Consider the following 25,734-nt stretch of genomic DNA (forward strand, 5'->3'; position numbering starts at 1 on the left):
ATGAGCACCGCCGACTACGTCTTCCCTCCCGAACCGCAACCCAGCGTGCCGGTGCGCGGCAGCAGCCAGCGCTACGCGGTGTCGCGCATCTTCTGCGTGGGCCGCAACTACGCCGCGCATGCGCGCGAGATGGGCGGTGACCCGGATCGCGAGCCGCCGTTCTACTTCACCAAGCCGGCCAATGCGCTGGTGCCCTCGGGCTCGACCATTCCCTATCCGCCCGGCACCAGCAACTACCACTACGAGATGGAGCTGGTGGTGGCGATCGGCGCCCCGGTGTTCAAGGTCACGCCCGAGGCCGCCCGTGCCGCCGTGTGGGGCTATGCCGCGGGCCTGGACATGACGCGCCGCGATCTGCAGAACGAGGCCAAGAAGATGGGCCGCCCCTGGGATACCGGCAAGGGTTTTGAGAACGCCGCGGTGATCACCGAGCTGGTGCGCGCCAGCGAATGCGGTCCGCTGGACAAGGGCGCGATCACGCTGGCCGTCAACGGCGTGGAAAGGCAGCGCGGCGATCTGTCGGACCTGATCTGGAGCGTGGCCGAGGTGGTGGCCAATCTCTCGCAGTACTACCACCTAAAGCCCGGCGACCTGATCTACACCGGCACGCCCGAGGGCGTGGGCCCGGTGGTGCCCGGCGACAAGATCACCGGCCATATCGAGGGCCTGGCCGATTTGAGCCTGACAATCGGGGCTCCGGAGTAACTCACGGCCCCCAAGGCGGGGCCTGCCCCTGTCAGCTATGTTCGACCACAACGAGACCCTCGACGAAGCCCGCGCCCGCAACATCCGCGAAGCCCTGTTCGAGGACATCGGCCTGTGCGACTGGACGGCCCAGCTGGTGCCGGCCGGTCGCCGCGTGCAGGCCCAGGTGCGCGTGCGCGACGAGGGCGCGGTGCTCTGTGGCCGCGACTGGTTCGAGGGCGTGTTCGCCGCGCTGGACGCCAGCAGCCGCATCGTCTGGCACTACGCCGAAGGCGCGCGCATGGCGGCGGACACCGTGGTCTGCGACATCCAGGCCGACGGCCGCGCGCTGCTCTCGGCCGAGCGTCCGGCGCTGAACTTCCTGCAGCTGCTCTCGGCCACCGCGACGATCACCCGCGCGCATGCCGACGCGATCGCAGGCGCCAGCCCCAACCCCAAGGGCTGCGCGGTGCTGGACACGCGCAAGACCATCCCGGGGCTGCGCCTGGCGCAGAAGTACGCGGTGCGCGTGGGCGGCGGCGCCAACCAGCGCCTGGCGCTATACGACGGCATCCTGATCAAGGAGAACCACATCGCCGCAGCCGGCGGCGTGGCCGCGGCGCTGAAGGCGGCGCAGGCGCTCAATGCCAAGGTCGGTATCCAGATCGAGGTCGAAAGCATCGCCGAGTTGCGCGAGGCGCTGGACGCCGGCGCTGAGAGCGTGCTGCTGGACAACTTCAGCGAGGCGATGATGAAGGAGGCGGTGGCGCTCAATGCGGGCCGCGCGCTGCTGGAAGTCTCCGGCGGCGTCGCGCTGGAGCAGCTGCGCTGGATCGCCGCCACCGGCGTGGACCGCATCTCCATCGGTCGCCTGACCAAGGACCTCAAGGCGGTGGACTACTCGATGCGCGTGCTCGGGCCCATCGCCAACTGAGGCCGGCTTGGCGTCAGTTCTGCAATAGGGGGCTGCGCTGCATCGGCGTGCATTTCGCACGCCTGCGGCTGAAAGCTTGGTGCCTGCGCCCTGAAATCGGGCCTGATTGGCGCGCGACTTGCATGCCTGGCGGGCATGCAGTCCTCCGATTTCATCTCGCCAGCGGAGCCGGCCACGCGCGAGCGTCTCAGCAAGCGCTGGCTGGGCCGCCTGCTCGGCCGGCTCAGCGTCGGCCGCAAGCTGCTGCTGATCTTCTTGCTCGACATGAGCGCGGTGATCTACATCAGCGGCATCCTCGTCAACGAGAAGTACCTGTCGATCGACTTTGCCCGCAAGGAGCAGGCCGGCAATGCCTACATTGCCGAGCTGCAGCCGGCGGTGCTGGCCAGCGCCAACGCGGCCGCGCTGGGTCATGCACCGATGCAGGGCATGGCCGACTTGGTGCACCGTGCCGAGCGGCAGCATGGTGCCGATATGGGCAGCACCCAGCTGGCCGAGGAGTTCGCCGACACGCTGGCCAAGGCCGGCAATGCAGGCGACTACCGCACCGGCCTGACCCGCGGCCGCGCCTTGCTGACGCGGGTGGGCAACCAGTCCAACCTGATCCTCGACCCGGACCTGGACAGCTACTACACGATGTCGGTCATCGTGCTGCGCGTGCCCGAGCTGCTGGAGGCGATGGCCGACCTCAGCGCCCATGCGCGCCGCGAGCCGGTGCCAGGCAGCTTCGACAGCGCCCACCAGACCCGCTACCTGCTGCTCGAAGGGCGTCTCGACAGCGCCTGGCAGGCGCTGGAATCGGACTACAGCGAGGCCTTTGCGGCTGGCGGCCCGGCGCTGGCCGGACCGCTGCTGCCGGGCCTGGCCCAGCTGCGTGAGACGCTGACGGCCTACCGCAGCGCCGCAGCCAGTGCGGTGGGCACGGCAGCGATCCCCCTGCAGCGCGAGGCGCTGGCCGATGCACACCGCGCCGCCGTCGCGGCGCTGGCGCAGAGCTGGCAGGAAGCCACGGTGCAGATGGAGCGCCTGCTCTCGGCGCGCATCCATGGCTTCTTCTCGCGCATGTGGCTGCATCTGGGCACGGCGGTGGCGCTGCTGGTGCTGATCCTCTCGGCCGTGTATTTCGTCGCCAGCCAGATCCGCGTGCCGCTGCAGCGCCTGGCGCGCGTGGCCGACCGCGTGCGCGAGAGCGGCGACCAGACGCTGCGCGCCAACTGGAACAGCGCCGACGAGATCGGCCGCCTGGTGCGCGGCTTCAACGAGATGCTGGCCCAGCTCGACGAGCAGCGGCTGGCGCAGCAGGAGCTGGCTGCCCGGGCGCGCGCCGCGCAGGCGCAGCAGCAGCTGATGGCCGCGATGCCCATTCCGATGATGGTCACCGCGATCCCCGGCCACCAGGTGCTGCATGCCAATGCGCCGGCCCAGGCCTGGCTGGGCGAATGCCAGCAGGACCCCTGGCGCCAGGGCCTGGAGCCGCAGGTGCGCTCGCGCTTCTTCCAGCAGCTGGCCGACCGCGAGGCGGTGGACGAGTTCGAGGTGCGCTGGCAGCTCGGCCCCGAGCCGAGCTGGGCGGTGCTGTCGGCGCGCTGCCTGGAGTTCCAGGGCCAGCAGGCGGTGGTCACCGCGTTCACGCCGATCAATCACATCAAGTTCATGGAGCGCCGCCTGGAGCTGTGGGCCAAGGTCTTCGAGGCCTCGGGCGAGGGCATCCTGATCATCGACGCCGAACACCGCATCCTCACCGCCAACCGGGCCTACTGCCGCGTCACCGGCTTCGAGCTGCACGAGCTGGTCGGCGAGCCGGTGCGCGCCGACGGGCCGGTGGAGCATCTGGCGCCGCTGGCGCCGCTGCTGGCGCAACGCAGCAACTGGCAGGGCGAGGTGACGATGCAGCGCCGCGACGGCACGGTGTTCCCCGCCTGGCTGATGCTCAGCGTGATGCGCAGCGGCCACGAGGGCGAGATCTCCCACTACATCGCCACCAGCATCGACATCAGCGACCGCAAGCTCAAGGAGGAGCGCATCCGCTTCCTCGCGCAGCACGACGTGCTGACCGAGCTGCCCAACCGCTCGCTGTGCGTGGAGCGGCTGCGCATGGCCATGCAGCAGGCCGAGCGCCGCGGCGAGAAGGTGGCGGTGCTGTTCATCGACCTGGACCGCTTCAAGAACATCAACGACTCGTTGGGCCACCACATCGGCGACGGCCTGCTGCGCTCGGTGGCGCGGCGCCTGACCACGGCGGTGCGCGCCGGCGACACGGTGTGCCGCCTCGGCGGCGACGAGTTCGTCATCGTGCTGGCTGGCGTGCGCGAGCTGGCCGAAGTGAGCAGCGTGGTGGACGAACGCCTGGTGCCGCTGGTACGTCAGCAGCACCAGATCGACGGCGCCGAGCTGCATGTCTCCTGTAGCGTGGGCGTGGCCATCTATCCGGACGACGCGCAGGACATCGACGTGCTGATGCGCCATGCCGACGTGGCGATGTACCAGGCCAAGGCCCAGGGCCGCGACATGGCGCATTTCTTCACGCCCGAGCTCAACGAGCGCGCGCAGCAGCGCATCAAGCTCGAATCGAACCTGCGCCATGCGCTGGAGCGCGGCGAGCTGGCGCTGCACTACCAGCCGCGCGTGGCCGCGCGCGGGGGGCGTGTTGAGGGCGTGGAGGCGCTGCTGCGCTGGCACAGCGCCGAGCTGGGCCCGGTGTCGCCGGCGCAGTTCATTCCTATCGCTGAAGATACGCGCCTGATCGTGCCGATCGGCGCCTGGGTGATCGATGAGGCCTGCCGCCAGCTGGCCGCCTGGCAGGCTGCCGGCGTGGACGTGCCGCAGGTGGCGATCAACGTCTCGGCGCTGCAGCTCGGCGACGACGCGCTGGTGGATACGCTGCGCGCCGCGCTGGAGCGCCATGCGCTGCCGCCGGGCGCGATCGAGCTCGAGCTGACCGAGTCCATGCTGATGGATCGCGCCGAGCAGACACTCGCCCGCCTGCATGCGATCCGACGTCTGGGCGTCGCGCTGGCCATCGACGATTTCGGCACCGGCTACTCCAGCCTGAACTACCTGAACCGCTTCCCGATCGACCGGCTGAAGATCGACCGCAGCTTCGTGCGCGACATGTTCGAGGACCCGACCGACCTGGCGATCACCCGCGCCATCATCGGCCTGGGTCATACGCTGGGGCTGCGCGTGGTGGCCGAAGGCGTGGAGACCGAGCGCGAGGCGCAGACCCTGCGCTCTGCCGGTTGCGACGAGCTGCAGGGCTTCCTGTTCACTGCGGCACTGCCGGCCGCGACTCTGGTGGACTGGATCGCGGCGCGAAGCGCTGTGCCCGCCTGAGGCGGACCAGGCCGCTCGGGCAGCGCTCGATGTCGACCGCAACCCAGGGTCTTGCCGCTGCCGTTAGGCTGCGCGGCTGGCCAACCCTCTGCCTGTGAGCCCCATGTTCCGTCCGACCCTGCTTGCCACCGTCGTTGCCGCCCTGCTGTGGGCGCCTGTCGCACCTTCCCATGCCTTCGACCCGCTGCAGGAGCACGAGCTCGACGATATGGCCGACCAGAGCCTGGCCCAGACCGCGGGCCAGGCCGCCGGCCAGGCGGCCACCGCCGACCCGCGCTATGTCTGGGACCTCAGTCCGCTGTTCGCCAGCGATGCGGCCTGGGATGCCGAGCGTCAGGCCATCCTGGCCGCGCTGCCCGAGCTGCGCGCCTTGCGCGGCGGTGTCGGTGCCGACGCCCGCAGCCTGGCGCGTGCGCTGGATACGGCCTCGGCCTGGACGCAGCGCTTCAGCCGCGTGGCCGTGTACGCCAGCGCGATGGCCAGCACCGACAACCGCGATGCGCGCAACCAGGAGCGCCAGTCGCTGATGCGCAATCTCAGCGGGCAGTTCGCCAGCAGCCTGAGCTGGATGGACAGCGAGATCCGCCAGATCGGCGCGGCCCGCCTGGATGCCTGGCTGGCGGCCGAGCCTGCGCTGAAGAAGCATGAGAAGCGCCTGCGCGACGTGCTGCGCCTGGCCGCCCACCAGCTGAGCCCCGAGACCGAGGCGGCCCTGGCGGCCTATGGCCCGCTGCTGGGCAGCGCGACGCAAGCGCGCACCTTCCTCACCACCGTCGATGCGAGCTGGCCGACCCTTGAGGTCGACGGCAAGACGGAGACCTTGAACGACATCGGCTACCAGCGCCTGCGTGCCCATCCGGACCGTGCCGTGCGGCAGCAGGTGTTCGAGCGATTCTTCGGCGCCTACGGCAGGCTGGAGAACACCCTGGGCAGCCTGCTGGCCCAGCGGGTCGAGACCGGGGTGACCAACGCCCGGCTGCGCCAGCATGCCTCGGCCGTGTCGGCCAGCCTGGCGTCCAACGCGATCCCGGAGTCGGTCTATCGCAACCTGGTCACCGAGGTCAACAAGGGCCTGCCGACCCTGCATCGCTACTTCAAGCTGCGCCAGCGCATGCTGGGCCTGCCGGACCTGGGCTACCACGACATCTACCCGGACCTGGTCAAGAGCGATCGGCGCTTCAGCCCGGAAGAGTCGGGCGAGCTCGCGCTGGCGGCTACCGCGCCGCTGGGGGCCGACTACCAGCGGCGCCTGAAGCAGGCGCTGGGCGCGCGCACCATGCATGTGTTCCCGGCGCCGGGCAAGAGCTCGGGCGCCTATCAGAGCGGCGTGTACGGCCTGACCCCGCTGATTTTCCTGAACCACCAGGGTACCTTCGACAGCCTGAGCACCTTCGCGCACGAATGGGGCCATGGCATGCACACCATCCTGGCCAACGCCACCCAGCCTTACGAGACCGCGGGCTATCCGCTGTTTCTGGCGGAGATCGCGTCCTTCAGCAACGAGCTGCTGCTGCAGCGCCACATGCTGGAGCAGGCCAAGACGGTGGAAGAGCGCCTGTATCTGCTGACCGAGTCGGTGGAGCGCCTGCGCGGCGCTTACTTCCGGCAGACCATGTTCGCCGAGTTCGAGCTGATGACGCACGATGCCGTCCAGCGCGGCGAGGCGCTCACCGGCAAGCGCATGACGCAGATGTACTGCGGCCTGCTGCGCAAGTACCACGGCGCAGAGCAGGGCGTGATGAAGATCGACCCCGTCGTGTGCAGCGAATGGGCGCTGATCCCGCACTTCCACCGGCCCTTCTACGTCTACCAGTACGCCACCTCGATGGCGGCCGCGGCCTTCTTCACCGAGCAGATCGCCCAGCGCAAGCCCGGCATGCCGGAGACCTATCTGGAGGTGTTGCGCTCGGGCGGCAGCGTGCACCCGGTGCCTCGCCTGCGCGCCGCAGGCCTGGACATGGACTCGCCCGCGCCGCACCAGGCCCTGATCCGTCACATGGACAAGCTGCTCGATGAGATCGAGCGCCTGCTGGCGCAAAAGGGCTGAGCCACCTCTGGCGCAGCAGAAACGCAGACGCCACCCGAGGGTGGCGTAAGTCTTTGAATCTCTTGGCGCGCCCGGCTGGGATCGAACCAGCAACCCCTGCCTTCGGAGGGCAGTACTCTATCCATTGAGCTACGGGCGCCACGCCGGCGGCATTCTAGCAGCGCAACAGGTCGCGCCCTGGGGCGGCTGGCTATAATCCGGCGGTTCTGCGCTGGGTGGTCGATGGCCGCGCGGCGCTCGGATTGCTTTCAATTTGTCCCATCGCCGACGCCAACGAGGATTTCATGAGCGGAACTCACGAGCACGATCACGCAGAAGGCCACGAAGGGCCGATCAAGTCGCCCAAGCAGCTGATCTGGGTCGTGGTACTGGCCTTCGTGGTGCCGGTGATCATCATCATCATGCTGGCCAACTACGTCAGCTCCGCACCGAAGCCGGGCGCCGGCAGCGATGTGCAGCAGGCCGAGGCCGTGGCGGCGCGCATCCAGCCGGTCGGCACCATCGAGCTGAAGGACGCCTCCAATCCTGCCGCGATGAAGACGGGCGAGCAGGTGTACCAGGCCCAGTGCGCGGCCTGCCACACCTCTGGTGCGGCGGGTGCACCCAAGCTGGCTGACGCTGCGGCCTGGGGCCCCCGTGTGAAGACCGGTTTCGAAGCGCTGCTGACTTCGGCGCTGAAGGGCAAGGGCGCGATGGGCCCGCAAGGCGGTGGCGATCACAGCGATTACGAGATCGCGCGCGCTGTCGTCTACATGGCCAACCAGAGCGGCGCCAAGTTCGACGAGCCCAAGGCACCGGCCGCCGCCGCTTCGGCAGCGAAGTAAGCCGGCCAGTCCAGCCTGTTCAGGCTTGGCAAGAACCGACCCTGCGGGGTCGGTTTTTTTTCGCCGGTGCGCCTTCAGGCGGCGTTCGGCTGGGGCTGGCTGATGACGCCGAAGTGCTGCAACAGCTCCGCATGGCGGCAGGGTTGCGGGTCCCAGTGGCCGGCCTCGACCATGTCGGCAGCCAGCTCCATGTCCAGGCTGTGCACCAGTCCCAGGCCGAGCTCGGTGGCGAGGTAGAGCCGGTCGTGCTCGTCCAGCCAGACGGACAAGACCTTTTCGGCCGCCCGTCCGGTGTGGCTGTGGATGCGCAGCGCCTGCGGCGTGCCGCTGAGGCGCCAGATCCATGGCGCAGCTTCCAGCTGCAGGTAGACACGCTGCGGACCGTTCTGGAAGAACCAGGCGCCGCTCGCGTCATGCTCGTAGTTGCGCCCGATGAACTCGAGCAGCTTCTCGTGCTGGATGCGGCTGCCTTTGACCTGAGGGAAGGGGCCGGCCGCCTGAATGCGATCGTCGCGCATGTACCAGTCGCCGCGCGCATCGAGCGCGAGCCAGCCGTAGCAGTGCGGGACATTGGGCCACTTCTTCAGCGCGGCCTGGACGATGGGATCCATGGTGTCCTCAGTCTAGTGCGCGGGCGAGCCAGTTGCTCACCTGCTCGGGCATGGTCAGCACCAGGCCCGGCGGCCGCCCGCTGGCAAAGCCCACATGCCCGCCGTGCGCCGGTTGCCAGAGCTCGACTCGATCATTGCCGCGCAGCTCCTGCGGCTGCGGCAGGCTGTCTTCCGGCACGAAGGGATCGTTGCGCGCATTGAGCACCAGCGCCGGGATACGGATGCGGTGCAGATGCGGCTTGGCCGAAGCGCGCGCCCAGTAGTCCTCGGTATCGCGGAAGCCGTGCAGCGGCGCGGTGAACAGGTTGTCGAACTCGTAGAGGTCGCGCGCCCGCGCCAGCCGTTCGCCATCGAACAGGCCCGGGTGCTGCTGCAGCTTTTGCAGCGCCTTGGGCACCATGGTGGCGAGGAACATGCGCGTGTAGACCAGGCGGTTGAAGCCGCGGCCGATCGCGTGCCCGGACGCCGCCAGATCGACCGGCGAGCAGACCGCGGCCACCGCACGCGCCGTCGCCGCGGCGCTGTCGCCCGCTTCCTCGGCCCAGCGCAGCAGCGCATTGCCGCCCAGCGAGACGCCGGCGGCGACGATCGGGCCGGCATGCAGCGCCTTGAAGCGCGCCAGCATCCAGCCGATCTCCTCATAGTCGCCCGAGTGGTAGGCGCGCGGCGCCAGATTCAGCTCGCCCGAGCAGCCGCGGAAGTGCGGCAGCGCGAAGGCCCAGCCGCGCTGCTGCGCGACATGGGCGAAGGCCTGCACGTACTGGCTCTGCGTGCTGCCTTCCAGGCCATGGAACAGCACCAGCAGCGGCCGCGCCGCACGGGCCGGCGCGGCGCTGTCGGCGAGCCAGTCCACATCGATGAAGTCGCTGTCCGGCGTGGTCCAGCGCTCGCGCCGGAAGCCTGGCGGCTGGCTTTCGCGGTGATGGCGCCGCGCGTAAAGCGCCGGCCAGATGGTCTGGGCGTGGCCCCCAGGCAGCCACAGCGGTGCGCGGTAGCGCATGGCCGGGGCCCCGTCAGTGCAGTGTCGTGGCGGCCGGTTCGTCCACCACTTCCTGGATCTCATGAGCCGAGCCGGGGCTGGCATGGTGCAGCACCATGCGCCAGCCGAAGGCGGTCTTCAGATAGACGTTGGTCGCGATCACCCAGGCGCTCTGCGCCTGTCCCTGCGGGCCGGCCACCTGCACGCGCTCCAGTACCAGATGGATGGCGGTGTCGCCGCTGTGCAGGCGCCGCACGCGCTCCGGGTGCGCCTGCACGGCACCTTGCGTGAACACCGCTTCAAAGGCGGCGCGGATCGCGCCGTAGCCGACCACGCGCGGTCCGCCGGGATGGACGCAGGAGATCTCGTCCTCGTCGGCCCAGACGGCCATCAGCCGGTCGAGGTCGGCGCTCTGCAGCGCCTCGTAGAACTGCGCCTCGGTGTCCTCGGGCGAGGCCATCAGCGCGGCGGTCTGGGCTTTGATCTGCGGCATCGGTGCGGCGGCTCAGTGGTGCGCGTGCAGCACTTCGCCAGCCTTGAGCTGGTAGACGGTGCCGCAATACGGGCACTTGCCGCCGCCTTCGTGCGTCACATCGACGAACACGCGCGGGTGGTTGCTCCACAGCGGCATCTTGGGGTTGGGGCAGGCGACCACGCCGGGGCCCTGCACGTCCTTGGCGGTCACCTCGACCACCGACTTGTTGGCTTCGCTACTCATGACGGATGTCCTCGATGCAGGGGTTCAGACCAGGCTGAGCCAGCTGGCGTATTTGGGGTTGCGACCATTGACGATGTCGAAGAAGGCCGACTGGATCTTCTCGGTGATCGGGCCGCGGCTGCCGCTGCCCAGCTCGATGCGGTCGAGCTCGCGGATCGGCGTCACTTCGGCGGCGGTGCCGGTGAAGAAGGCCTCGTCGCAGATGTAGACCTCGTCGCGGGTGATGCGCTTTTCCACCAGCTTCAGGCCCAGGTCCTGGCAGATGTGGAAGATGGTGTTGCGGGTGATGCCGTTGAGCGCACCGGCCGACAGATCCGGCGTGTAGACCACGCCGTTCTTGATCACGAAGAGGTTCTCGCCCGCACCCTCGGAGACGAAGCCCGACGGGTCCAGCAGCAGCGCCTCGTCGTAGCCGTCGTCGGTGGCTTCCATATTGGCCAGGATCGAGTTGGTGTAGTTGCTCACCGTCTTGGCCTGCGTCATCGTGATGTTGACGTGGTGGCGGGTGTAGCTGCTGGTCTTCACGCGGATGCCGCGCTTCATGCCCTCTTCGCCCAGGTAGGCGCCCCAGGCCCAGGCCGCGACCATCAGGTGGATCTGGTTGCCCTTGGGGCTGACGCCCAGCTTCTCGGAGCCGATCCAGGTCAGCGGGCGCAGGTAGCAGCTCTCCAGCTTGTTCTCGCGCACCACGGCCTTTTGTGCTTCCTCGACCTGCTCGATCGAGAAGGGGATCTTCATGCGCAGGATCTTGGCGCTGTTGAACAGGCGCTCGGTGTGCTCGCGCAGGCGGAAGATGGCCGTGCCCTTGTCCGTCTTGTAGGCGCGCACGCCCTCGAAGGCGCCGCAGCCGTAGTGCAGCGTATGGGTCAGCACATGGATCTTGGCATCGCGCCAGTCGACCATGTGGCCGTCCATCCAGATCTTGCCGTCGCGGTCGGCCATGGACATGGGAGCACTCCTGGGTTGTCTTGGGTAGAAACGTCGATTTTATGGACTCGCCGGGGCTTGGCCAGCCGGCGCGTCCTCGCCGGCCGGGCGCAGCAGCTGCCAGCTCTTGAGCCGGCCGTTTTCCATCACCAGCTCGACGCGCACGCCGCCGGGGTCGGTCCAGCCCCAGGTCTCCGGCGTGGCCGAGAGCTTCTTGCCCAGGCTGCGCGTCAGCGGGATCAGGTCCACCAGGCGCATGCCCTCGCGCAGCTTGGCATTGAGCATCACGGCGCTGTCCACATGGCCCACCGGTGAGCTTTGCGCGATGCGCATCACACGCATCAGCCGGGTGAACTGCATCAGCAGCCAGAACACGATGCCCGAGAGCGCGAGGATCACGCCCTGCCAGCCGAAGAACACGCCGCCCAGCACCAGGGCGGCCAGCGCCAGTGCGCCGCCGATCCAGGGGTTCATCGCGCGGTCTCCTGCGGCAATCCCGGGTCGCCGCGCTCGTCGGCGCGGTCCCAGCCATACGCGCGCTCGACCTTGGCCACGCGCAGCTCGTAATGGCTGTACCACTGCGCGCGGCCCTGCTCGCGCACGGCGGCATGCTCGACATCGCGCCGCCAGGCGGCAATGTCGTCCAGACTGCGCCAATAGGACACGGTGATGCCCAGGCCATCCGTGCCCCGAGCGCTTTCCGCGCCCAGATAGCCGGGCTGGGCGGAGGCCAATGCGGCGATCCGTTCGGCCGTCTCGCCATAGCCGGCGTCACCCTGGGTGCGCTGGCTGGTGAAGATCACTGCGTAGTAGGGCGGCTCGGGGCGCCCGGCGAAGCCAGGGGGATTCGGTGTCTCGTACATGCGCTTGGCTTATTCTTGCGGGTCCGGGCCGGTGGTGCATCTCGCATGCCGTCGGGCCGATCGGGGAGTAAGGGTGCCTTTCGGCGCCCAAGGGACGACTGGACGATGAAGGCTCGATTGTCTCCTGCCTGGCTGCGTGTCGCGCTGCGGCTGGGCGCCCTGTCGCTGATGTGGCTGGCGCTCGGCGCCTGGGCGCAGGGCCGGCCCGATTGCTCGCGGCCGCTGACGCTGGGGCTGCACGAGCACGGCCTGCTTTACTCGGCCGAGACCTCCACCGGCATCGACAAGGACGTCACCGACGAGCTGATCCGCCGCAGCGGCTGCCGCATCCATGTCAGCTTGATGCCGCGCGCGCGCATCTGGCAGCTGATCGAGTCCGGCGCGCTGGACTTCAGCCTGTCGGGCATCAGCAACGACAAGCGCGAGACCTTTGCCGCCTTCGCCTGGTACTTCTCCAATAAGTACTACCTGCTGGTGCGGCGCGATGCCAAGGTGGCGCGCATCGAGGACTTCGAGCGCAACAGGAAGCTGCGCCTGGGCGTGATCCGCAGCTTCCGCTACAGCGAGACAGCCAACCGGCTCGTCGATGCGCTGGCCGGCGAGCAGCGCCTGACGCTGTCCAACGGATTGCCGGCGCTGTTCACGGCGCTGGTGGCCGGGCAGATCGACGCGATGATCATCGAGCCTTTCGACTACCCGACCCTGGAGTCGGGCCGCATCCGCGAGCTCACGCAGATCATCGAGTTCGGCGATGCGCCCGTGCCGCACGGGCTGATCATGTCCAGGGCCAGTCTGCCTGCTGCCGAGCAGGCGCAGTGGCGCGCACTGATCGACGAGATGCGCCGTGACGGCACGATGCTGCGGATCTTCTCCAAGTATTTCAGCCCCGACCTGGCGCGCGCCATGGTGCAGTTCTGAATCCGCAGCCATGGAGCGCGACGGCCTGTTCACTCGCTGGCTGCAGTCGCGCGCCATGCCCTTCGTCGTGCTGGTCGTGGCGCTGGGCCTGACGCTGGCCTACTGGCAGCACGAGCGCGCGCTCGATCGCCACCACCTGCAGTCCTCCTTCGACGCCGCGCTGCGCGAAGCGAGCCTGCGCATCGAGCAGCGCATGGCTGCGCACGAGCATCTGCTGCAAGGCGTGCAGGGCTTCGTGCAGGCCACGCCGCAAGCCTCGGCGCCGGTGCTGTCGCGCTATGTGGATGCGCTGCCGCTGGGCGCGGAGTTCGCCGGCGTGCAGGGCCTGTTGCGCATCGAGCACCGGCCCCAGCCCGTGGCAATGGCGCCGGTGCTGCAGGTGGAGCCGGCGTTGCCCGCCAACAAGGCGCTGCTGGGCCTGGACTTGCTGAGCGATGCACGCACGCGGCTGGCGCTGGAGCGGGCACGCGACTCCGGCCGTATGGCACTGTCGGCGCGCCTCGAGCTGGCCACGCTGGGCCTGTCGCCCGGCACCGGTGTGCTGATCGTGCTGCCGTTATTTGACGACGAGACTGTGCCCGACAGTGTGCCGCAGCGCCGCGAGCGCCTGCGCGGCTGGGTGGCGGCGCCGGTGCGCATGCAGGCGCTGATGTCCAGCCTCTACGGCGAGTTGCCGCTGGGCCTGGGCCTGGCGTTGCACGACGGGCAGATCCTGGACGAGGCGACGCTGCTCTACCACGATGACGGTCCGCGGCAGACCCTGATCGAAGCGCGCGAATACCTGGTGATGGGCGGCCAGACCTGGACCATGAGCCTGCGCGCCGGCCCCAGTTTCGCCGCCAGCAGCGGCGCCACCGGTGCCAATGCGGTGCTGGCCACCGGCGCCGGTTTCGCGGTGCTGCTGGCCCTGCTGGCCTGGCTGCTGGGCAGTGCGCGCGAGCGCGCGCAGGCCCTGGCCGCGCGGATGACGCGGGCGCTGCGCGAAAGCGAGCAGCGCTGGGCGCTGGCGTTGGAGGGCGCGGGTGATGGCGTGTGGGACTGGGAGCTCGGCAGCGGACGGGTCAAGACCACGGCACGCTGTCGCGAGCTGATGGGACTGCCGCCGCAGCCGGCCGAGCCGAGCATCGACGAGCTGCTGGCCCGCACCCATGTCGAGGATCTGCCGCGGCTGCGTGCGGAGATGCGCCACTGCATCGAGGGCGGTGCCGAGAGCCTGGTCTGCGAATACCGCGTCGCGGACGGCCCAGCCGGCTGGCGCTGGGTGCTGACGCGCGGCACCGTGGTCGAGCGTGACGAGCAGGGCAAGCCGCTGCGCATGATAGGCACGCTGTCCGACGTCACCGCGCGGCGCGAGTCGGAGGAGAAGGTGCGCTTCATGGCGCTGCAGGACCCGCTCACCGAGCTGGCCAACCGCGCGCACTTCGACGAGCGCCTGCATTTCGCGCTGGCCAACGCGCGCCGCTACCAGGAGAGCATCGGCCTGATCCTGCTCGACCTCGACCGCTTCAAGCCGATCAACGACCAGTACGGCCATGCGGTCGGCGACCAGCTGCTGCAGGCGGTGGCGCGGCGCATCAAGAGCTCGGTGCGCGAGACCGACACCGTGGGCCGCATCGGTGGTGACGAGTTCGTCGTGCTGCTCACCGGCCCGGTGACGCGCGAGACGGCGCAGATGGTGGCCGACAAGATCTTCAACCAGGTCGCCGCGCCGCTGGAGCTGGGCGGCCTGCGGCTGGAGATCACCTGCTCGCTGGGCCTGGCGCTCTATCCCGACGATGGCCAGGACGAGCTGAGCCTGACCAAGGCGGCCGACGACGCGATGTACCGCAACAAGCGCGCCGGCCGCGCCGCGCTCGCCGACGCGCGCGGCAGCAGCAACAATCCGCCGACGCTGCCCGGCGACCTCACAAGCCCCTGACCAGCGCCATCGCCTCCTCGATGCGCTCGACCGCATGCACGGTCAGGCCCTCGATCGCCTTCTTCGGCGCATTGGCCTTAGGGACGACGGCGACGCTGAAGCCCAGCTTGGCCGCTTCCTTCAGCCGCTCCTGGCCGCGTGGCGCGGGCCGCACCTCGCCGGCCAGGCCCACCTCGCCAAAGGCGATGAAGCCCTTGGGCAGGGCGCGGCCGCGCAAGGATCCCTGGATCGCCAGCATCACCGCCAGGTCGGCCGCGGGCTCGCTGATGCGCACGCCGCCCACCGCATTGACGAACACGTCCTGGTCATTGGTCTGCACGCCGGCATGGCGGTGCAGCACCGCCAGCAGCATCGCCAGGCGGTCGCGCTCCAGGCCCACCGACAGCCGCCGCGGGCTGGGCCCGCCGGCGTCCACCAGGGCCTGCAGCTCCACCAGCAGCGGCCGCGTGCCTTCCAGCGTGACCAGCACGCAGCTGCCCGGCACCGGCTCGCCATGGGTGGAGAGGAAGATCGCGCTGGGGTTGGCCACGCCCTTCAGCCCCTTGTCGGTCATCGCGAACACGCCGATCTCGTTGACCGCGCCGAAGCGGTTCTTGATCGCGCGCACCAGGCGGAAGCTGCTGTGCGTGTCGCCCTCGAAATACAGCACCGTGTCGACGATGTGCTCCAGCACGCGCGGGCCGGCGATCGCGCCTTCCTTGGTCACATGGCCGACCAGCACCATCGCGCAACCCGTGGCCTTGGCGGTGCGCGTCAGCTGTGCCGCGCATTCGCGCACCTGGGCCACCGAGCCGGGCGCCGAGCTCAGCTGCTCCGAGTAGACGGTCTGGATCGAGTCGATCACGCAGAAGTCCGGCGCCTCGGCCTCGATGGTGGCGAGGATCTTCTCCAGGTTGATCTCGGCCAGCACGCGCACCTTGTCGCCGGCCAGGCCCAGGCGCCGTGCGCGCATCGCCACCTGGGCACCGCTTTCCTCGCCGGTGACGTAGAGCGCCTTCATGCCCTGCGACAGCGAGTCCACCGCCTGCAGCAGCAGCGTCGACTTGCCTATGCCCGGGTCGCCGCCGATCAGCACCACGCCACCGGCGACGATGCCGCCGCCGAGCACGCGGTCCAGCTCCTCCAGTCCGGTGGGTGTGCGTTCGAAGTCGCGCGCCTCGATCTCGGAGAGCGTCGCCACCGGCTGGCTCTTGGCCAGCGCCTGGTAGCGGTTTTTGCCCGAAGCCGGCGTCTCGGCCGGGCCTTCGATCAACGTGTTCCAGGCGCCGCAGCTGGGGCACTTGCCCAGCCACTTGGCGCTGGTGCCGCCGCACTCGCTGCAGGTGAAGATCGTCTTGTCCTTGGCCATCGGCGCATTGTCGCCGCGGCGCGGGGCGATGCTCAGGCGCTGGTCGCGGCTTGCGTCAGCGCCGCCGCCGCGACCAGGCCGGCCAGTGCCTCGATCGAATGCGCACGGTCACGGCCGCCCTGCTTGGCGGCGTAGAGCGCCCGATCGGCCTGCTCGATCAGCGCTTCCACATCCACGGCGCCTGCCGCTCCCGCCGTTCGTGCCGCATAGCCGGCCGAGAGCGTGAGCTTGATCGATTGCTGCTCGTCGATGCGCAGCGCCTGCTTGCGCGCCTCTTCGACGGTCCGGCGTGCAAACTGGGCCGCCTCGGCCGCGCCACTGTTGCGCAGGATGACGCAGAACTCATCGCCGCCGTAGCGCGCCACGACATCCGAGATGCGCGCCGACGAGGCGATGATGCGCGCGGCATAGGCGATCGCCAGATCGCCGGCGCCGTGGCCGTGGCTGTCGTTGATGGCCTTGAAATGGTCGATGTCGAACATCACCACCGCACAGGCCGGCGAGCCCGGCTGGCGCTTGAGCTCGGCGACGATCTCGAACAGCGCGCTGCGGTTGTAGATGCCCGTCAGCGGGTCGCGCCGGGCGCTTTCCTCCACTTCGCGGCGCTGCAGTTCCTGGGCCATGCTGACGAAGCTCAGGGTGCCTGCCGCGAAGAACACGCCGCCGGCCAGCAGCACGAAGACCTGCGGCGCCGCGGCCGAATTCAGGGCCACGGTGGAGCCGTCGCCGACGAAGGCGAGCAGCGCGCGCAGCAGCAGGGCGGCGGCCAGTACGCCATAGACGATCCGAGCGCTGCGCGCCAGCGGCAGCGGCCGCTGGCCCTGCATGCGACCGATGACGCGCACCATCAGCACCAGCATGCCCGCGATCGCCAGCGAGACGGTGACCACGACCAGCGGCATGTCCGCGAAGCTGCGCAGCAGCACGCCGCTCATGCCCAGCAGCAGCAGCGCGACCATCGCGCGCCAGGGCGGCTGTTCGCCGGCCAGCCCGGCATAGGCGCGCAGGCACAGCGCGGCCAGCAACAGGATCAGCAGGTTGCCCACCACGAAGCTGAGCAGGAAGTGCACATGCCCACGCAGGAAATAGAGCAGGAAAGCCGCACAGCCGACGGCCATGGCCCGACTCCAGGCGTTCAGGGCGACGCGCTGGTTCGGCAGCGAGCGCGCCAGTGCCGCACAGATGGCAGACATCAGCAAGGCCGCCAGCGACACAGAGAACAGCAGGGTCCGCGGATCCAGCGTCGGCAACGTTGTCGTCATCACGGCATTCCGGCTCGGGCCTAGAGTAGGGGAGGGCGCGCGCCAAGCTGTCGCTCGCACCGGAGCAGGCAGGACGCCTGCCGCCTGAGCAGAATTATCGCCCTTCGCACCGACGTCGCCGGCAGCTGGTAGCGGCCGTGCTACAAACCCCAGCCTGCACCGCCCGAGTGCGGTGCGCCTTCTGGAGTCGTTCATGGAGTTCTCGGTCTGGCTGGCCTTCTTCGCCGCATCCTGGGCTATCAGCCTGTCGCCCGGCGCCGGCGCCGTCGCCGCGATGAGTTCGGGTCTGAATCATGGCTTTCGCCGCGGCTACTTCACCACCTTCGGCCTGGTGCTGGGCATCCTGACGCAGCTGGTGCTGGTCGGTGCCGGTCTGGGCGCGCTGATTGCCTCCTCGGCGCTGGCCTTCACGCTGGTGAAGTGGGCCGGCGTGGCCTATCTGGTCTGGCTCGGCGTGCAGCAATGGCGCGCGCCGGCCAAGCCGATGGTGGCTTCCAACACCGACGCAGCACTGGTCTCGCGCCGCCAGCTGGTGCTGCGCGGCTGGATCGTCAACGCGCTCAATCCCAAGGGCACGGTGTTCCTGCTCGCGGTGGTGCCGCAGTTCCTCGATCTCGGCCGCAGTCTGACGCTGCAGTATGCGGTGATCGGCGCGACGCTGTGCTTCACCGATCTGGTGGTGATGGCCGGCTACACCGCGCTGGCCGCACGCGTGCTCAGCGCGCTGCGCTCCGAGCGCCAGGTGCGCCTGCTCAACCGCAGCTTCGGCTCGCTCTTCGTCGTTGCCGGCGCCCTGCTGGCCGGCTTCAAGCGTGCCGCTTGAGCGCGAGCACGCAAGCGGGCAGCATCAGGCGCTGCTGGCGATCACGCGCCGCACCGGCTGGATGATGCAGGCCCTGCGCGCGGCGCGCGGCCTGGGCCTGGACTCCTGGTGCATAGGCGCTGGCGCGGTGCGCAATATGGTCTGGGATGAGCTGCATGGCCATGCCCGTCCCAGCGCGCTGTCGGACATCGACCTGGCCTACTTCGACGCCCGATGCCTCGATGGCCAGCGAGATGCCGAGCTGCAGCGCGAACTCGAGCAGGCCCTGCCCGGCGTGCCCTGGGAGGTGACCAACCAGGCCGGCGTGCATCTGTGGTTCGAGTCCTGCTTCGGCCATGCGGTCGAGGCGCTGCCTTCGCTGCAGGCTGCGGTGGCCAGCTGGCCCGAGTACGCGACCGCGGTCGGCCTCAGTCTCGACGGCGACGATCGCCTCACTGTCATCGCACCGCACGGCCTGGACGATTTGTTCGCCATGGTGGTGCGCCGCAATCCGGCGCGGGTCAGCGTCGCCGAGTACCGTCGCCGCGTCCAGACCAAGGCCTATGCACAGCGCTGGCCCCGGGTCAGGGTCGTGCCCTGTTGAATTCGAGAGTTGTACCCATGCCCTCCACGGCACGTCTTCGTCTGCTCTTCTGGGCACCCACGCTGATCTGGGCCAGCACCTGGCACGTCATCCTCTACCAGCTCGACAGCGCGGTGCCGGTGCTGAACTCGGTGGCCTGGCGCTTCGCGCTGGCGGCGCTGCTGCTGGTGCTGCTGGCGCGCTGGCGCGGCGAGAACCTGGCGCTGCCGGCCTCGGCGCACTGGCTGGCGCTGGCCACCGGCATCGTGCAGTACAGCGGCAACTACTGGTCGGTCTACGAGGCCGAGCGGCACATTCCCACCGGCCTGGTGGCCGTGCTGTTCTCGCTGATGGTGTTCGGCAACGCGCTGTCCGGGCGCCTGTTCTTCGGCCAGTCGGTGACGAAGAAGTTCCTGCTCGCCTCGGTGGGCGCCGTCTGCGGCGTGGCGATGATCTTCTGGCCCGAGATCGCCGCCACCGGCGCGCGGCCCCATGCGGCGCTGGGCCTGGGGCTGGGGCTGCTCGCCGTGGCGGCAGCCTGCATCGGCAATGTGCTGACGCTGACGCTCACAAGTCCGGCGCCGGGCCGCCCCAAGCCGGACTTGCCAGCCCCCGCGGGGGGCGGTCGGCGGCAGCCGGCCGGGGGCGCCATGACAGGCCGCGGCCTGCCGCTGGTGCCGGTGCTGGCCTGGAGCATGGGCTACGGTGCGCTGTTCCTGACGCTGGCTTCGCTGGCCAGCGGCCAGGGCCTGCACTTCGATGCGCGGCCGAGCTATCTGCTCTCGCTGCTTTACCTGTCGGTGTTTGGCTCGGTGGTGGCCTTCGTGCTCTATTTCAAGCTGGCCCAGGCGCAGGGTCCGGCGCGCGCGGCGCTCACCGGCGTGGTGATCCCGGTGATCGCGCTGCTGATCTCGGCCGTGCTCGAGGGCTGGCAGCCTACGCTGCTGTCGATAGGCGGCATGGGCCTGAGCCTGGCCAGCCTCTACGTGGCTACTCGTCCCGCACTCGCCCCCGCCCGGCCTTGATGCCGGAGCGCTGCGCCTTGCCGGCCAGGCGCCTGAGCTGCGAGCCGTAGCTCGGCTGGGTCGCCTTGCGGGGCTTGGGCGTGTGGGCGACGCTCTGCACCAGCGCGATCAGGCGGGCGACGGCCTCGGCGCGGTTCTTCTCCTGGCTGCGGTGCTGCTGGGCCTTGATGACGACAATGCCCTCGCTGCTGACGCGCTGGTCCGACAGGGCCAGCAGTCGTTGCTTGATGAGCTCCGGCAGGCTGGAGGCGCGGATGTCGAAGCGCAGGTGTGCCGCACTCGATACCTTGTTGACGTTCTGCCCGCCGGCGCCCTGGGCGCGCACGAAGCTGAAGTCCAGCTCCGCCTCGCTCGGCCGCCAGTGCAGCAGCATCATCTCAGTCGCTCACATGCACCGGCACACGCCGCGCCAGCGCGCACATCAGCTCGTAGCCTATGGTGCCGGCCGAGCGGGCCACTGCATCGATGGGCAGATTGCGGCCCCGGGGGCCGCGGCCCCACAGCGTCACCTCGGCGCCGAAGCCGGCTGCGGGAAGCGGGCTCAGGTCCACCGCCAGCATGTCCATCGAGACGCGGCCCACGGTCGTCGTTGCCTGGCCGTCGACCAGCACCGGCGTGCCGGTGGGCGCGTGGCGCGGATAGCCGTCGGCATAGCCGCAGGCGACGATGCCGATGCGCATCGGCTTGTCCGCGACGTAGCTGGAGCCATAGCCCACGCTGTCGCCGGGCTGCAGCTGCTGCGTGGCAATGATCCTCGAGCGCAGCGTCATCGCCGGGCGCAGGTCCCAGTGCGCCTCGTCGTGTTCCGGATAGTCCGGCACGCCGCCGTAGCTCATGATGCCGGCCCGCACCCAGTCGCTGCGCACGCGGCCCATATGGCGCAGCGTGGCGGCGCTGTTGGCCAGGCTGCGTTCGCCCGGCAGGTCGGCGGTGACGGCATCGAAGGTCGCCAGCTGGTGGGCGATGCCGTCCTGGCCGAAACGCCGCGCATCGGCGTCGGAGAAGTGCGTCATCAGCGAGATCTCGTCCACCTGGGGCAGGGCATTGAGCCGGGTCCAGGCGGCGCGGAAGGCCTGCGGCGTGAAGCCCAGCCGGTTCATGCCGCTGTTCATCTTCAGGAACACGCGGTGCGGCTCGTGCGTCTTGTGCATGGCCAGCCAGTCGATTTGCTGCTCGCAATGCACCGCATGCCACAGGCGCAGCCGCGAGCACAGCTCCAGATCGCGCGGCTCGAAGCAGCCTTCGAGCAGCAGGATGGGGCCGCGCCAGCCCAGGTCGCGCAGGCGCTGCGCCTCGTCCAGATCCAGCAGCGCAAAGCCGTCGGCGCCGCGCAGCGCGTCGAAGACGCGGGCGATGCCGTGCCCGTAGGCATCGGCCTTGACCACGGCCCAGACCTTGGCGTCCGGAGCGCAGGCCCGCGCGCGGGCGAGGTTGTGGGCAATGGCAGACGGGTGGATCAGGGCTTCGATCGGGCGCGGCATGGTGGAGATTGTGGCATCGCGATCTTGGCCGCTTCGTGGCAGCCGGCACGTTCGGGCCGCCGTGCGGCTCCGGCGGCGGCGCTGCTGCAAGCCCTGCATGCTATAAACCCGCCGCAGCTCGTGCCCAGCTCTGGTGCAGGGGCCCTCGCCCTCACCGCAGTCCCTCAGCCGCCGCCGTTTCACGCATTCCGTTGGGCCGATGAAAAAAGGTTTCTACACCATCATGTCGGCGCAGTTTTTCAGCTCGCTGGCTGATAACGCGCTGTTCGTGGCTGCAGTCGAGCTGCTGCGCACCTCGGGCGAGCCCGAATGGCAGCGCGCCGCGCTGGTGCCGATGTTCGCGCTGTTCTATGTGCTGCTGGCGCCCTTCGTCGGCGCCTTCGCCGACGCGATACCCAAGGGTCGGGTGATGTTCATCTCGAACAGCATCAAGGTGGTCGGCTGCCTGATGATGCTGACCGGCCTTCACCCGCTGCTGGCCTATGCCATCGTCGGCCTGGGTGCTGCGGCCTATTCGCCGGCCAAGTACGGCATCCTCACCGAGCTGCTGCCGCCCTCGCAGCTGGTCAAGGCCAATGGCTGGATCGAGGGTCTGACGATCGCCTCCATCATCCTGGGCGTGCTGCTCGGCGGCCAGCTGGTCGGCCAGCATGTGGCGCCGCATCTGCTGGTGCTGGACCTGCCCTACATCGACACCGGCATCGACACGGCGCCGGAAGCGGCGATCGCCAGCCTGGTGTCGCTGTACGTCATCGCCGCGCTGTTCAATCTGCGCATCCCGCGCACCGACGCGGCGCTGCAGCCCATGGACGGCGGCGTCGTCGGCCTGGTGCGCGACTTCATGGACTGCAACTCGCGGCTGTGGAACGACAAGCTGGGCCAGATCTCGCTGGCCACGACCACGCTGTTCTGGGGCGTCTCGGGCAATCTGCGCTACATCGTGCTGGCCTGGGCGGCGGCTGCGCTGGGCTACAGCACCACGCAGGCGTCCAGTCTGGTGGGCGTGGTCGCCATCGGCACCGCGGTCGGTGCGGTGGTCGCGTCGATGTACATGCGCCTGGACAAGGCCACCAGCGTGATCCCGCTGGGCATCGCGATGGGTCTGCTGGTGATCCTGATGAACGTGATCAGCAATGTCTGGGTCGCCGCGCCCTTCCTGATCATGCTGGGCGGCATCGGCGGCTTCCTGGTCGTGCCGATGAACGCGCTGCTGCAGCATCGCGGCCACAACCTGATGGGGGCCGGCCGCTCGATCGCGGTGCAAAACTTCAACGAGCAGGCCTGCATCCTGGGCCTGGGCGCGCTCTATGCCGGGCTGACCAAGTTCGGCATGTCGGCCTTCGGTGCGATCAGCATCTTCGGCATCGTCGTCGCCGGCACCATGTGGCTGATCCGCCGCTGGCACATTGCCAACGGCCGCAATCACCCGGAAGAGATGGCCCGCCTCCTCGCCATCGCCCGCTCCGACCCGAGCCACTGAGCCCGCACACAAGACCCGGAAGGGTCTTGTGGCTGGCGAAGGCCAGACGGCGATACAAGCCGGGCGGCAGGCCCGCGCACAAGACCCGGAAGGGGTCTCCTCTTACTTCCTCCGCCCCATGCCCTTGCCGCCGGCGCTGCCTGCGGCGTCGCTCTTGCCCGACAGCACCGCCTCGATGTGCTCGCTCCAGGCACGGCCGATCTTGAAGCAGCCGCTGTGGTTGAGGTGGATCTCGTTGTGCCAGTCGCCGCTGATGCCGGTGCTGCCCGGTGCCGGCAGGGCCAGCGGCACGCTGGTCGAGTCGAATACATGCAGGGCCGGGAAGTTCTCGGTGTCGGCGGCCAGGCTCTTCAGCAGTTGCACCAGACGCACCACCAGCAGCCGGCTGACCGCCATCCAGTCCGCTGGCGGGATCGCATAGGCGCGGAAGGCCGGGTACAGCCAGGGCCCGGCATCGGCGGCGCCGGCCGGCCGCGGCATAGGCGCGGCATAGCAGTGCATCAGCACCGGCTTGCCCGCCGAAGGCCCCTGGTCGCGCAGGCTCAGCAGGTGGCGGATATTGGTGCGCAGATAGTCGGCAAAGGTCAGCCAGCCCGGCTCGGAGAAATAGCGGCCGGCACCCGCCGAAGGCGGACCCCACTCGGTCTGGTGGCGCAGCAGGCGCAACTCCAGCGGGGTGAGCGTGTCCAGCTCGCCGGGGCTGGGATGGGCAGGCACGCGCGCCGCCTCGATCACGTCGTTGCCGCCGGCGGAGATCAGGATGCCGTCCCAGACCGGTGCGCCAGCATCGGTGAGCAGGCGCACGAAGTCGGGTGCCGCTTCCAGGTCCACCAGATGGGCCAGCTTGTCGCTGGCCCCGGCGCAGTTGATCGCCACCGCCGGCTGGCTGAAGACCAGCTCTTGCAGCAGGTTGGCATGGGCATCGAGCTTGGCGGCTGCGGTGGAGAACCAGGTGTCGCCCTGAGCGAGCAGGCGCCAGCGGGCCGAACTCATCTGTGACGCCGAGCCCGACTGCAGTTCCTTCGGCGTGTAGCAGACCAAATGATCCAAGTGTGCGCCCCCTGTCGATGCGATTAGTTCCAGCAGATGCCTGGCGCACGGCCGCAGCCGGGCCGCGCGCGGCAGGCCGATTGGACTGCCATTTCCAGCAATCTCGCCATGCTACAAACCCTCGGCAGCGCCGCCGGCCGAATCGGGCCGGAAATAGGCCTTTGCCGCACCTGGTTGTGGCGGCCGGCCAACCCTGGTGGCCGCGCTGCGCTAGCATCCGGCCGGTTTTCACCTTCACACCGCCAGGGAGCAGGCATGGCTGACACCAAGACCGTCTACGACTTCTCCGCCGTGTCCATCACTGGCAAGCCCGTCGAGCTGGCCGACTATCGCGGCAAGGTGCTGCTGATCGTCAACACCGCCAGCGCCTGCGGCTTCACGCCGCAGTTCAAGGGGCTGGAGCAGCTCTGGCGCGACTACCGCGAGCAGGGCCTGGTGGTGGTCGGCTTCCCCAGCAACGAATTCGGCGGCCAGGACCCGGGCAGCAACGATGAGATCGCCTCCTTCTGCGAGATGAACTACGGCGTGTCCTTCCCGATGATGGCCAAGGTCAAGGTCAACGGCGTCGAGGCGCACCCGCTGTGGCAGTGGCTGAAGTCCGAGAAGTCCGGCTTCCTCGGCACCCAGGCGATCAAGTGGAACTTCAGCAAGTTCCTCGTCGGGCGCGATGGTCAGGTGCGCGAACGCTACGCGCCGACCGACACCCCGGAGAAGCTACGCGCCGACATCGAGGCGGCGCTCAAGGCCTGAGGGCGCTGCGATGGACCTGGGCCGGGCGCCGGACGCCGCGCAGCTGCAGGCCTGGTCCGAGCAGTACCGCCGCTTTGCCGAGGTCGAGGCCACCGACGATCCGCTTTATGTGGCGATCTGCCGGATCGTCGCCGCCTCACCCGAGCTGCTCGCGCTGATGCGCCATGCGCCGGGCCAGCAGGCGCGGCCCAATCTGCTGCTCGCGGCCATCCATGAACGCCTGCTGGCCGGCGTGCCCCATCCGCTGGCAGCCTATTACCCCAGCTGCGGCGGCAGCCGCGTGCCCGACGCCGAGCTGGCGGCGCAGCTGCTTGACTTCGTGCGGTGCGAGCAGCCGGCGCTGACCGAGCATCTGCGCACCCGTGCCACGCAGACCAACGAGATCGGCCGCTGCGCGGTGCTCTGGCCGGCGCTGGCGCAGCTGGCGCGGCAGACCGGCCGCAGTGAACTGGCGCTGTTCGACTTCGGCTGCAGTGCCGGGCTGAACCTGGGCGTGGACCGCTATCGCTACGACTACGGGCCCGCCGGTCAGCGCGGCGCGCCGGCCGAACCAGGCACGCCCAGCATCTCGTGCAGCTGGCGTGGCGATGCGGCGCTGCCACCCGACTCTGGCTGGCGGCTGGTTGCGCGCCTCGGCACGGACCTGGCGCCGGTGAATGTGCAGGACGAGGCGGCGACACGCTGGCTGCGTGCCTGCCTCTGGCCGCATGACCTGGAGCGCGGGCGTCGCCTCGAACAGGCCCTGGCGCTGGCTCGGGCCGAGCGGTATCCGCTGCATCAGGCGGCCGACGGACTGGCGCTGCTGGAGGGCTGGCTGGACAGCCTGCCGGCCGGCGTGCAGCCGGTGCTGCTGAACTCCTGGGTGCTGGCCTATTTCGACGAACCTTCGCTGCAGCGCCATCGCCGCCGCGTCGGCGAGCAGGTGCGCCGGCGCGGTCTGGCCTGGCTGAGCGCCGAAGCTGCCGCGCTGCATCCGCCCGAGCTGGAGCAGCTGCCGCCCTTGCCCGCCGACTACCAGGCCGGTTCGACCAGCCTGTGGACGCTGCAGACGGCCGATGGCGCTGGCGGGCTGCGCACACAGGCGCTGGCCTGGTCGCATCCGCATGGGCGCTGGGTGCACTGGTTGGCGTAAGTCTCGGTGTGTCGGCGCGCAGGCGGCGGCTACGATGGATCCGCCGCCCCCTTACTGAAGCCGAG

At 69.4% G+C, this 25,734-nt stretch carries 25 protein-coding genes and 1 tRNA gene; 13 read left to right on the top strand and 13 right to left on the bottom strand.

What is annotated here, in order from left to right:
- From AC2EBS_RS10680 to AC2EBS_RS10695, 4 genes are all read left to right on the top strand, one after another.
- Nucleotides 1-705, top strand: a complete 705-nt coding sequence (locus AC2EBS_RS10680) for a fumarylacetoacetate hydrolase family protein (RefSeq protein ID WP_484728402.1) — start codon at nt 1-3, stop codon at nt 703-705.
- A gap of 37 nt (nt 706-742) precedes the next feature.
- A complete protein-coding gene (nadC, locus tag AC2EBS_RS10685) occupies nt 743-1,618 on the top strand; it encodes a carboxylating nicotinate-nucleotide diphosphorylase (protein WP_484728403.1) in 876 nt (291 codons plus the stop codon).
- Between the two features lie 135 nt (nt 1,619-1,753).
- The gene (locus AC2EBS_RS10690; RefSeq protein ID WP_484728404.1) at nt 1,754-4,951 is read left to right on the top strand and encodes an EAL domain-containing protein; all 3,198 of its coding nucleotides are present in this window, start codon (nt 1,754-1,756) and stop codon (nt 4,949-4,951) included.
- Nucleotides 4,952-5,054: 103 nt separating this feature from the next.
- Nucleotides 5,055-6,998, top strand: a complete 1,944-nt coding sequence (locus AC2EBS_RS10695) for a M3 family oligoendopeptidase (RefSeq protein ID WP_484728405.1) — start codon at nt 5,055-5,057, stop codon at nt 6,996-6,998.
- Nucleotides 6,999-7,061: 63 nt separating this feature from the next.
- Here AC2EBS_RS10695 and AC2EBS_RS10700 read toward each other — a convergent pair.
- A tRNA-Arg gene (locus AC2EBS_RS10700) sits at nt 7,062-7,137 on the bottom strand.
- Between the two features lie 145 nt (nt 7,138-7,282).
- On the opposite strand from AC2EBS_RS10700, the gene AC2EBS_RS10705 reads away from it, so the two are divergent.
- Entirely contained in the window at nt 7,283-7,822 is a 540-nt protein-coding gene (locus AC2EBS_RS10705) for a c-type cytochrome (protein WP_484728406.1), read from the top strand.
- 74 nt (nt 7,823-7,896) lie between these two features.
- On the opposite strand, the gene AC2EBS_RS10710 is transcribed toward AC2EBS_RS10705, so the two are convergent.
- The 7 genes from AC2EBS_RS10710 to AC2EBS_RS10740 are packed head-to-tail and all read right to left on the bottom strand — an operon-like array spanning nt 7,897 to nt 11,920.
- On the bottom strand, nt 7,897-8,433 hold the full coding sequence (locus AC2EBS_RS10710) for a DUF2946 family protein (protein WP_484728407.1): 537 nt from the start codon (nt 8,431-8,433) through the stop codon (nt 7,897-7,899).
- 7 nt (nt 8,434-8,440) lie between these two features.
- The gene (locus tag AC2EBS_RS10715; RefSeq protein WP_484728408.1) at nt 8,441-9,433 is read right to left on the bottom strand and encodes a YheT family hydrolase; all 993 of its coding nucleotides are present in this window, start codon (nt 9,431-9,433) and stop codon (nt 8,441-8,443) included.
- A 13-nt stretch (nt 9,434-9,446) separates the two neighbouring features.
- Entirely contained in the window at nt 9,447-9,905 is a 459-nt protein-coding gene (locus AC2EBS_RS10720; protein ID WP_484728409.1) for a YybH family protein, read from the bottom strand.
- 12 nt (nt 9,906-9,917) lie between these two features.
- Nucleotides 9,918-10,130: a zinc-finger domain-containing protein gene (locus tag AC2EBS_RS10725; protein WP_484728410.1), complete on the bottom strand. Its 213-nt coding sequence runs from the start codon at nt 10,128-10,130 to the stop codon at nt 9,918-9,920.
- Nucleotides 10,131-10,154: 24 nt separating this feature from the next.
- Nucleotides 10,155-11,078: a branched-chain amino acid transaminase gene (locus AC2EBS_RS10730; protein ID WP_484728411.1), complete on the bottom strand. Its 924-nt coding sequence runs from the start codon at nt 11,076-11,078 to the stop codon at nt 10,155-10,157.
- Nucleotides 11,079-11,117: 39 nt separating this feature from the next.
- A complete protein-coding gene (locus AC2EBS_RS10735; RefSeq protein ID WP_484728412.1) occupies nt 11,118-11,531 on the bottom strand; it encodes a hypothetical protein in 414 nt (137 codons plus the stop codon).
- On the bottom strand, nt 11,528-11,920 hold the full coding sequence (locus AC2EBS_RS10740) for an antibiotic biosynthesis monooxygenase family protein (protein WP_484728413.1): 393 nt from the start codon (nt 11,918-11,920) through the stop codon (nt 11,528-11,530). Before AC2EBS_RS10740 ends, AC2EBS_RS10735 begins: the two co-directional genes overlap by 4 nt.
- A gap of 105 nt (nt 11,921-12,025) precedes the next feature.
- Here AC2EBS_RS10740 and AC2EBS_RS10745 point away from each other — a divergent pair, with 105 nt between their 5' ends.
- Nucleotides 12,026-12,838, top strand: coding sequence for a substrate-binding periplasmic protein (locus tag AC2EBS_RS10745; protein ID WP_484728414.1), 813 nt, complete (start codon nt 12,026-12,028; stop codon nt 12,836-12,838).
- Nucleotides 12,839-12,848: 10 nt separating this feature from the next.
- On the top strand, nt 12,849-14,756 hold the full coding sequence (locus AC2EBS_RS10750) for a sensor domain-containing diguanylate cyclase (RefSeq protein WP_484728415.1): 1,908 nt from the start codon (nt 12,849-12,851) through the stop codon (nt 14,754-14,756).
- Here AC2EBS_RS10750 and radA read toward each other — a convergent pair.
- Entirely contained in the window at nt 14,743-16,104 is a 1,362-nt protein-coding gene (gene radA / locus AC2EBS_RS10755) for a DNA repair protein RadA (RefSeq protein ID WP_484728416.1), read from the bottom strand. The genes AC2EBS_RS10750 and radA overlap by 14 nt on opposite strands.
- A 32-nt stretch (nt 16,105-16,136) precedes the next feature.
- The gene (locus AC2EBS_RS10760; RefSeq protein WP_484728417.1) at nt 16,137-17,366 is read right to left on the bottom strand and encodes a GGDEF domain-containing protein; all 1,230 of its coding nucleotides are present in this window, start codon (nt 17,364-17,366) and stop codon (nt 16,137-16,139) included.
- A gap of 193 nt (nt 17,367-17,559) precedes the next feature.
- On the opposite strand from AC2EBS_RS10760, the gene rhtB reads away from it, so the two are divergent.
- Genes rhtB through AC2EBS_RS10775 form a run of 3 tightly spaced genes read left to right on the top strand, consistent with a single transcriptional unit; the run spans nt 17,560 to nt 19,776 of the window.
- Nucleotides 17,560-18,189, top strand: coding sequence for a homoserine/homoserine lactone efflux protein (rhtB, locus tag AC2EBS_RS10765; RefSeq protein WP_484728418.1), 630 nt, complete (start codon nt 17,560-17,562; stop codon nt 18,187-18,189).
- The gene (locus AC2EBS_RS10770) at nt 18,179-18,772 is read left to right on the top strand and encodes a nucleotidyltransferase family protein (protein ID WP_484728419.1); all 594 of its coding nucleotides are present in this window, start codon (nt 18,179-18,181) and stop codon (nt 18,770-18,772) included. The genes rhtB and AC2EBS_RS10770 overlap by 11 nt, the downstream gene beginning before the upstream one ends.
- Nucleotides 18,773-18,789: 17 nt before the next feature.
- Nucleotides 18,790-19,776 (top strand): DMT family transporter, encoded by a 987-nt coding sequence (locus AC2EBS_RS10775; protein WP_484728420.1) that lies wholly within the window; start codon nt 18,790-18,792, stop codon nt 19,774-19,776.
- Here AC2EBS_RS10775 and arfB read toward each other — a convergent pair.
- Both arfB and alr read right to left on the bottom strand, forming a co-directional pair.
- Nucleotides 19,742-20,149: an alternative ribosome rescue aminoacyl-tRNA hydrolase ArfB gene (gene arfB, locus AC2EBS_RS10780; protein WP_484728745.1), complete on the bottom strand. Its 408-nt coding sequence runs from the start codon at nt 20,147-20,149 to the stop codon at nt 19,742-19,744. The genes AC2EBS_RS10775 and arfB overlap by 35 nt on opposite strands.
- A 4-nt stretch (nt 20,150-20,153) precedes the next feature.
- Nucleotides 20,154-21,257, bottom strand: coding sequence for an alanine racemase (alr, locus tag AC2EBS_RS10785; protein ID WP_484728421.1), 1,104 nt, complete (start codon nt 21,255-21,257; stop codon nt 20,154-20,156).
- Between the two features lie 199 nt (nt 21,258-21,456).
- Here alr and lplT point away from each other — a divergent pair, with 199 nt between their 5' ends.
- Complete coding sequence (gene lplT, locus AC2EBS_RS10790) at nt 21,457-22,737, top strand: lysophospholipid transporter LplT (protein ID WP_484728422.1); 1,281 nt, start codon at nt 21,457-21,459, stop codon at nt 22,735-22,737.
- 102 nt (nt 22,738-22,839) lie between these two features.
- Here the strand turns inward: lplT and AC2EBS_RS10795 are convergent, their stop codons facing one another.
- Nucleotides 22,840-23,730 (bottom strand): hypothetical protein, encoded by an 891-nt coding sequence (locus tag AC2EBS_RS10795; RefSeq protein WP_484728423.1) that lies wholly within the window; start codon nt 23,728-23,730, stop codon nt 22,840-22,842.
- A gap of 312 nt (nt 23,731-24,042) precedes the next feature.
- Between AC2EBS_RS10795 and AC2EBS_RS10800 the strand changes: the two genes are divergently transcribed.
- Nucleotides 24,043-24,537, top strand: a complete 495-nt coding sequence (locus tag AC2EBS_RS10800; protein ID WP_484728424.1) for a glutathione peroxidase — start codon at nt 24,043-24,045, stop codon at nt 24,535-24,537.
- 10 nt (nt 24,538-24,547) lie between these two features.
- Nucleotides 24,548-25,669: a DUF2332 domain-containing protein gene (locus AC2EBS_RS10805; RefSeq protein ID WP_484728425.1), complete on the top strand. Its 1,122-nt coding sequence runs from the start codon at nt 24,548-24,550 to the stop codon at nt 25,667-25,669.
- Nucleotides 25,670-25,734 lie beyond the last annotated feature (65 nt).

It is taken from the genome of Roseateles sp. T103 (assembly GCF_057219915.1).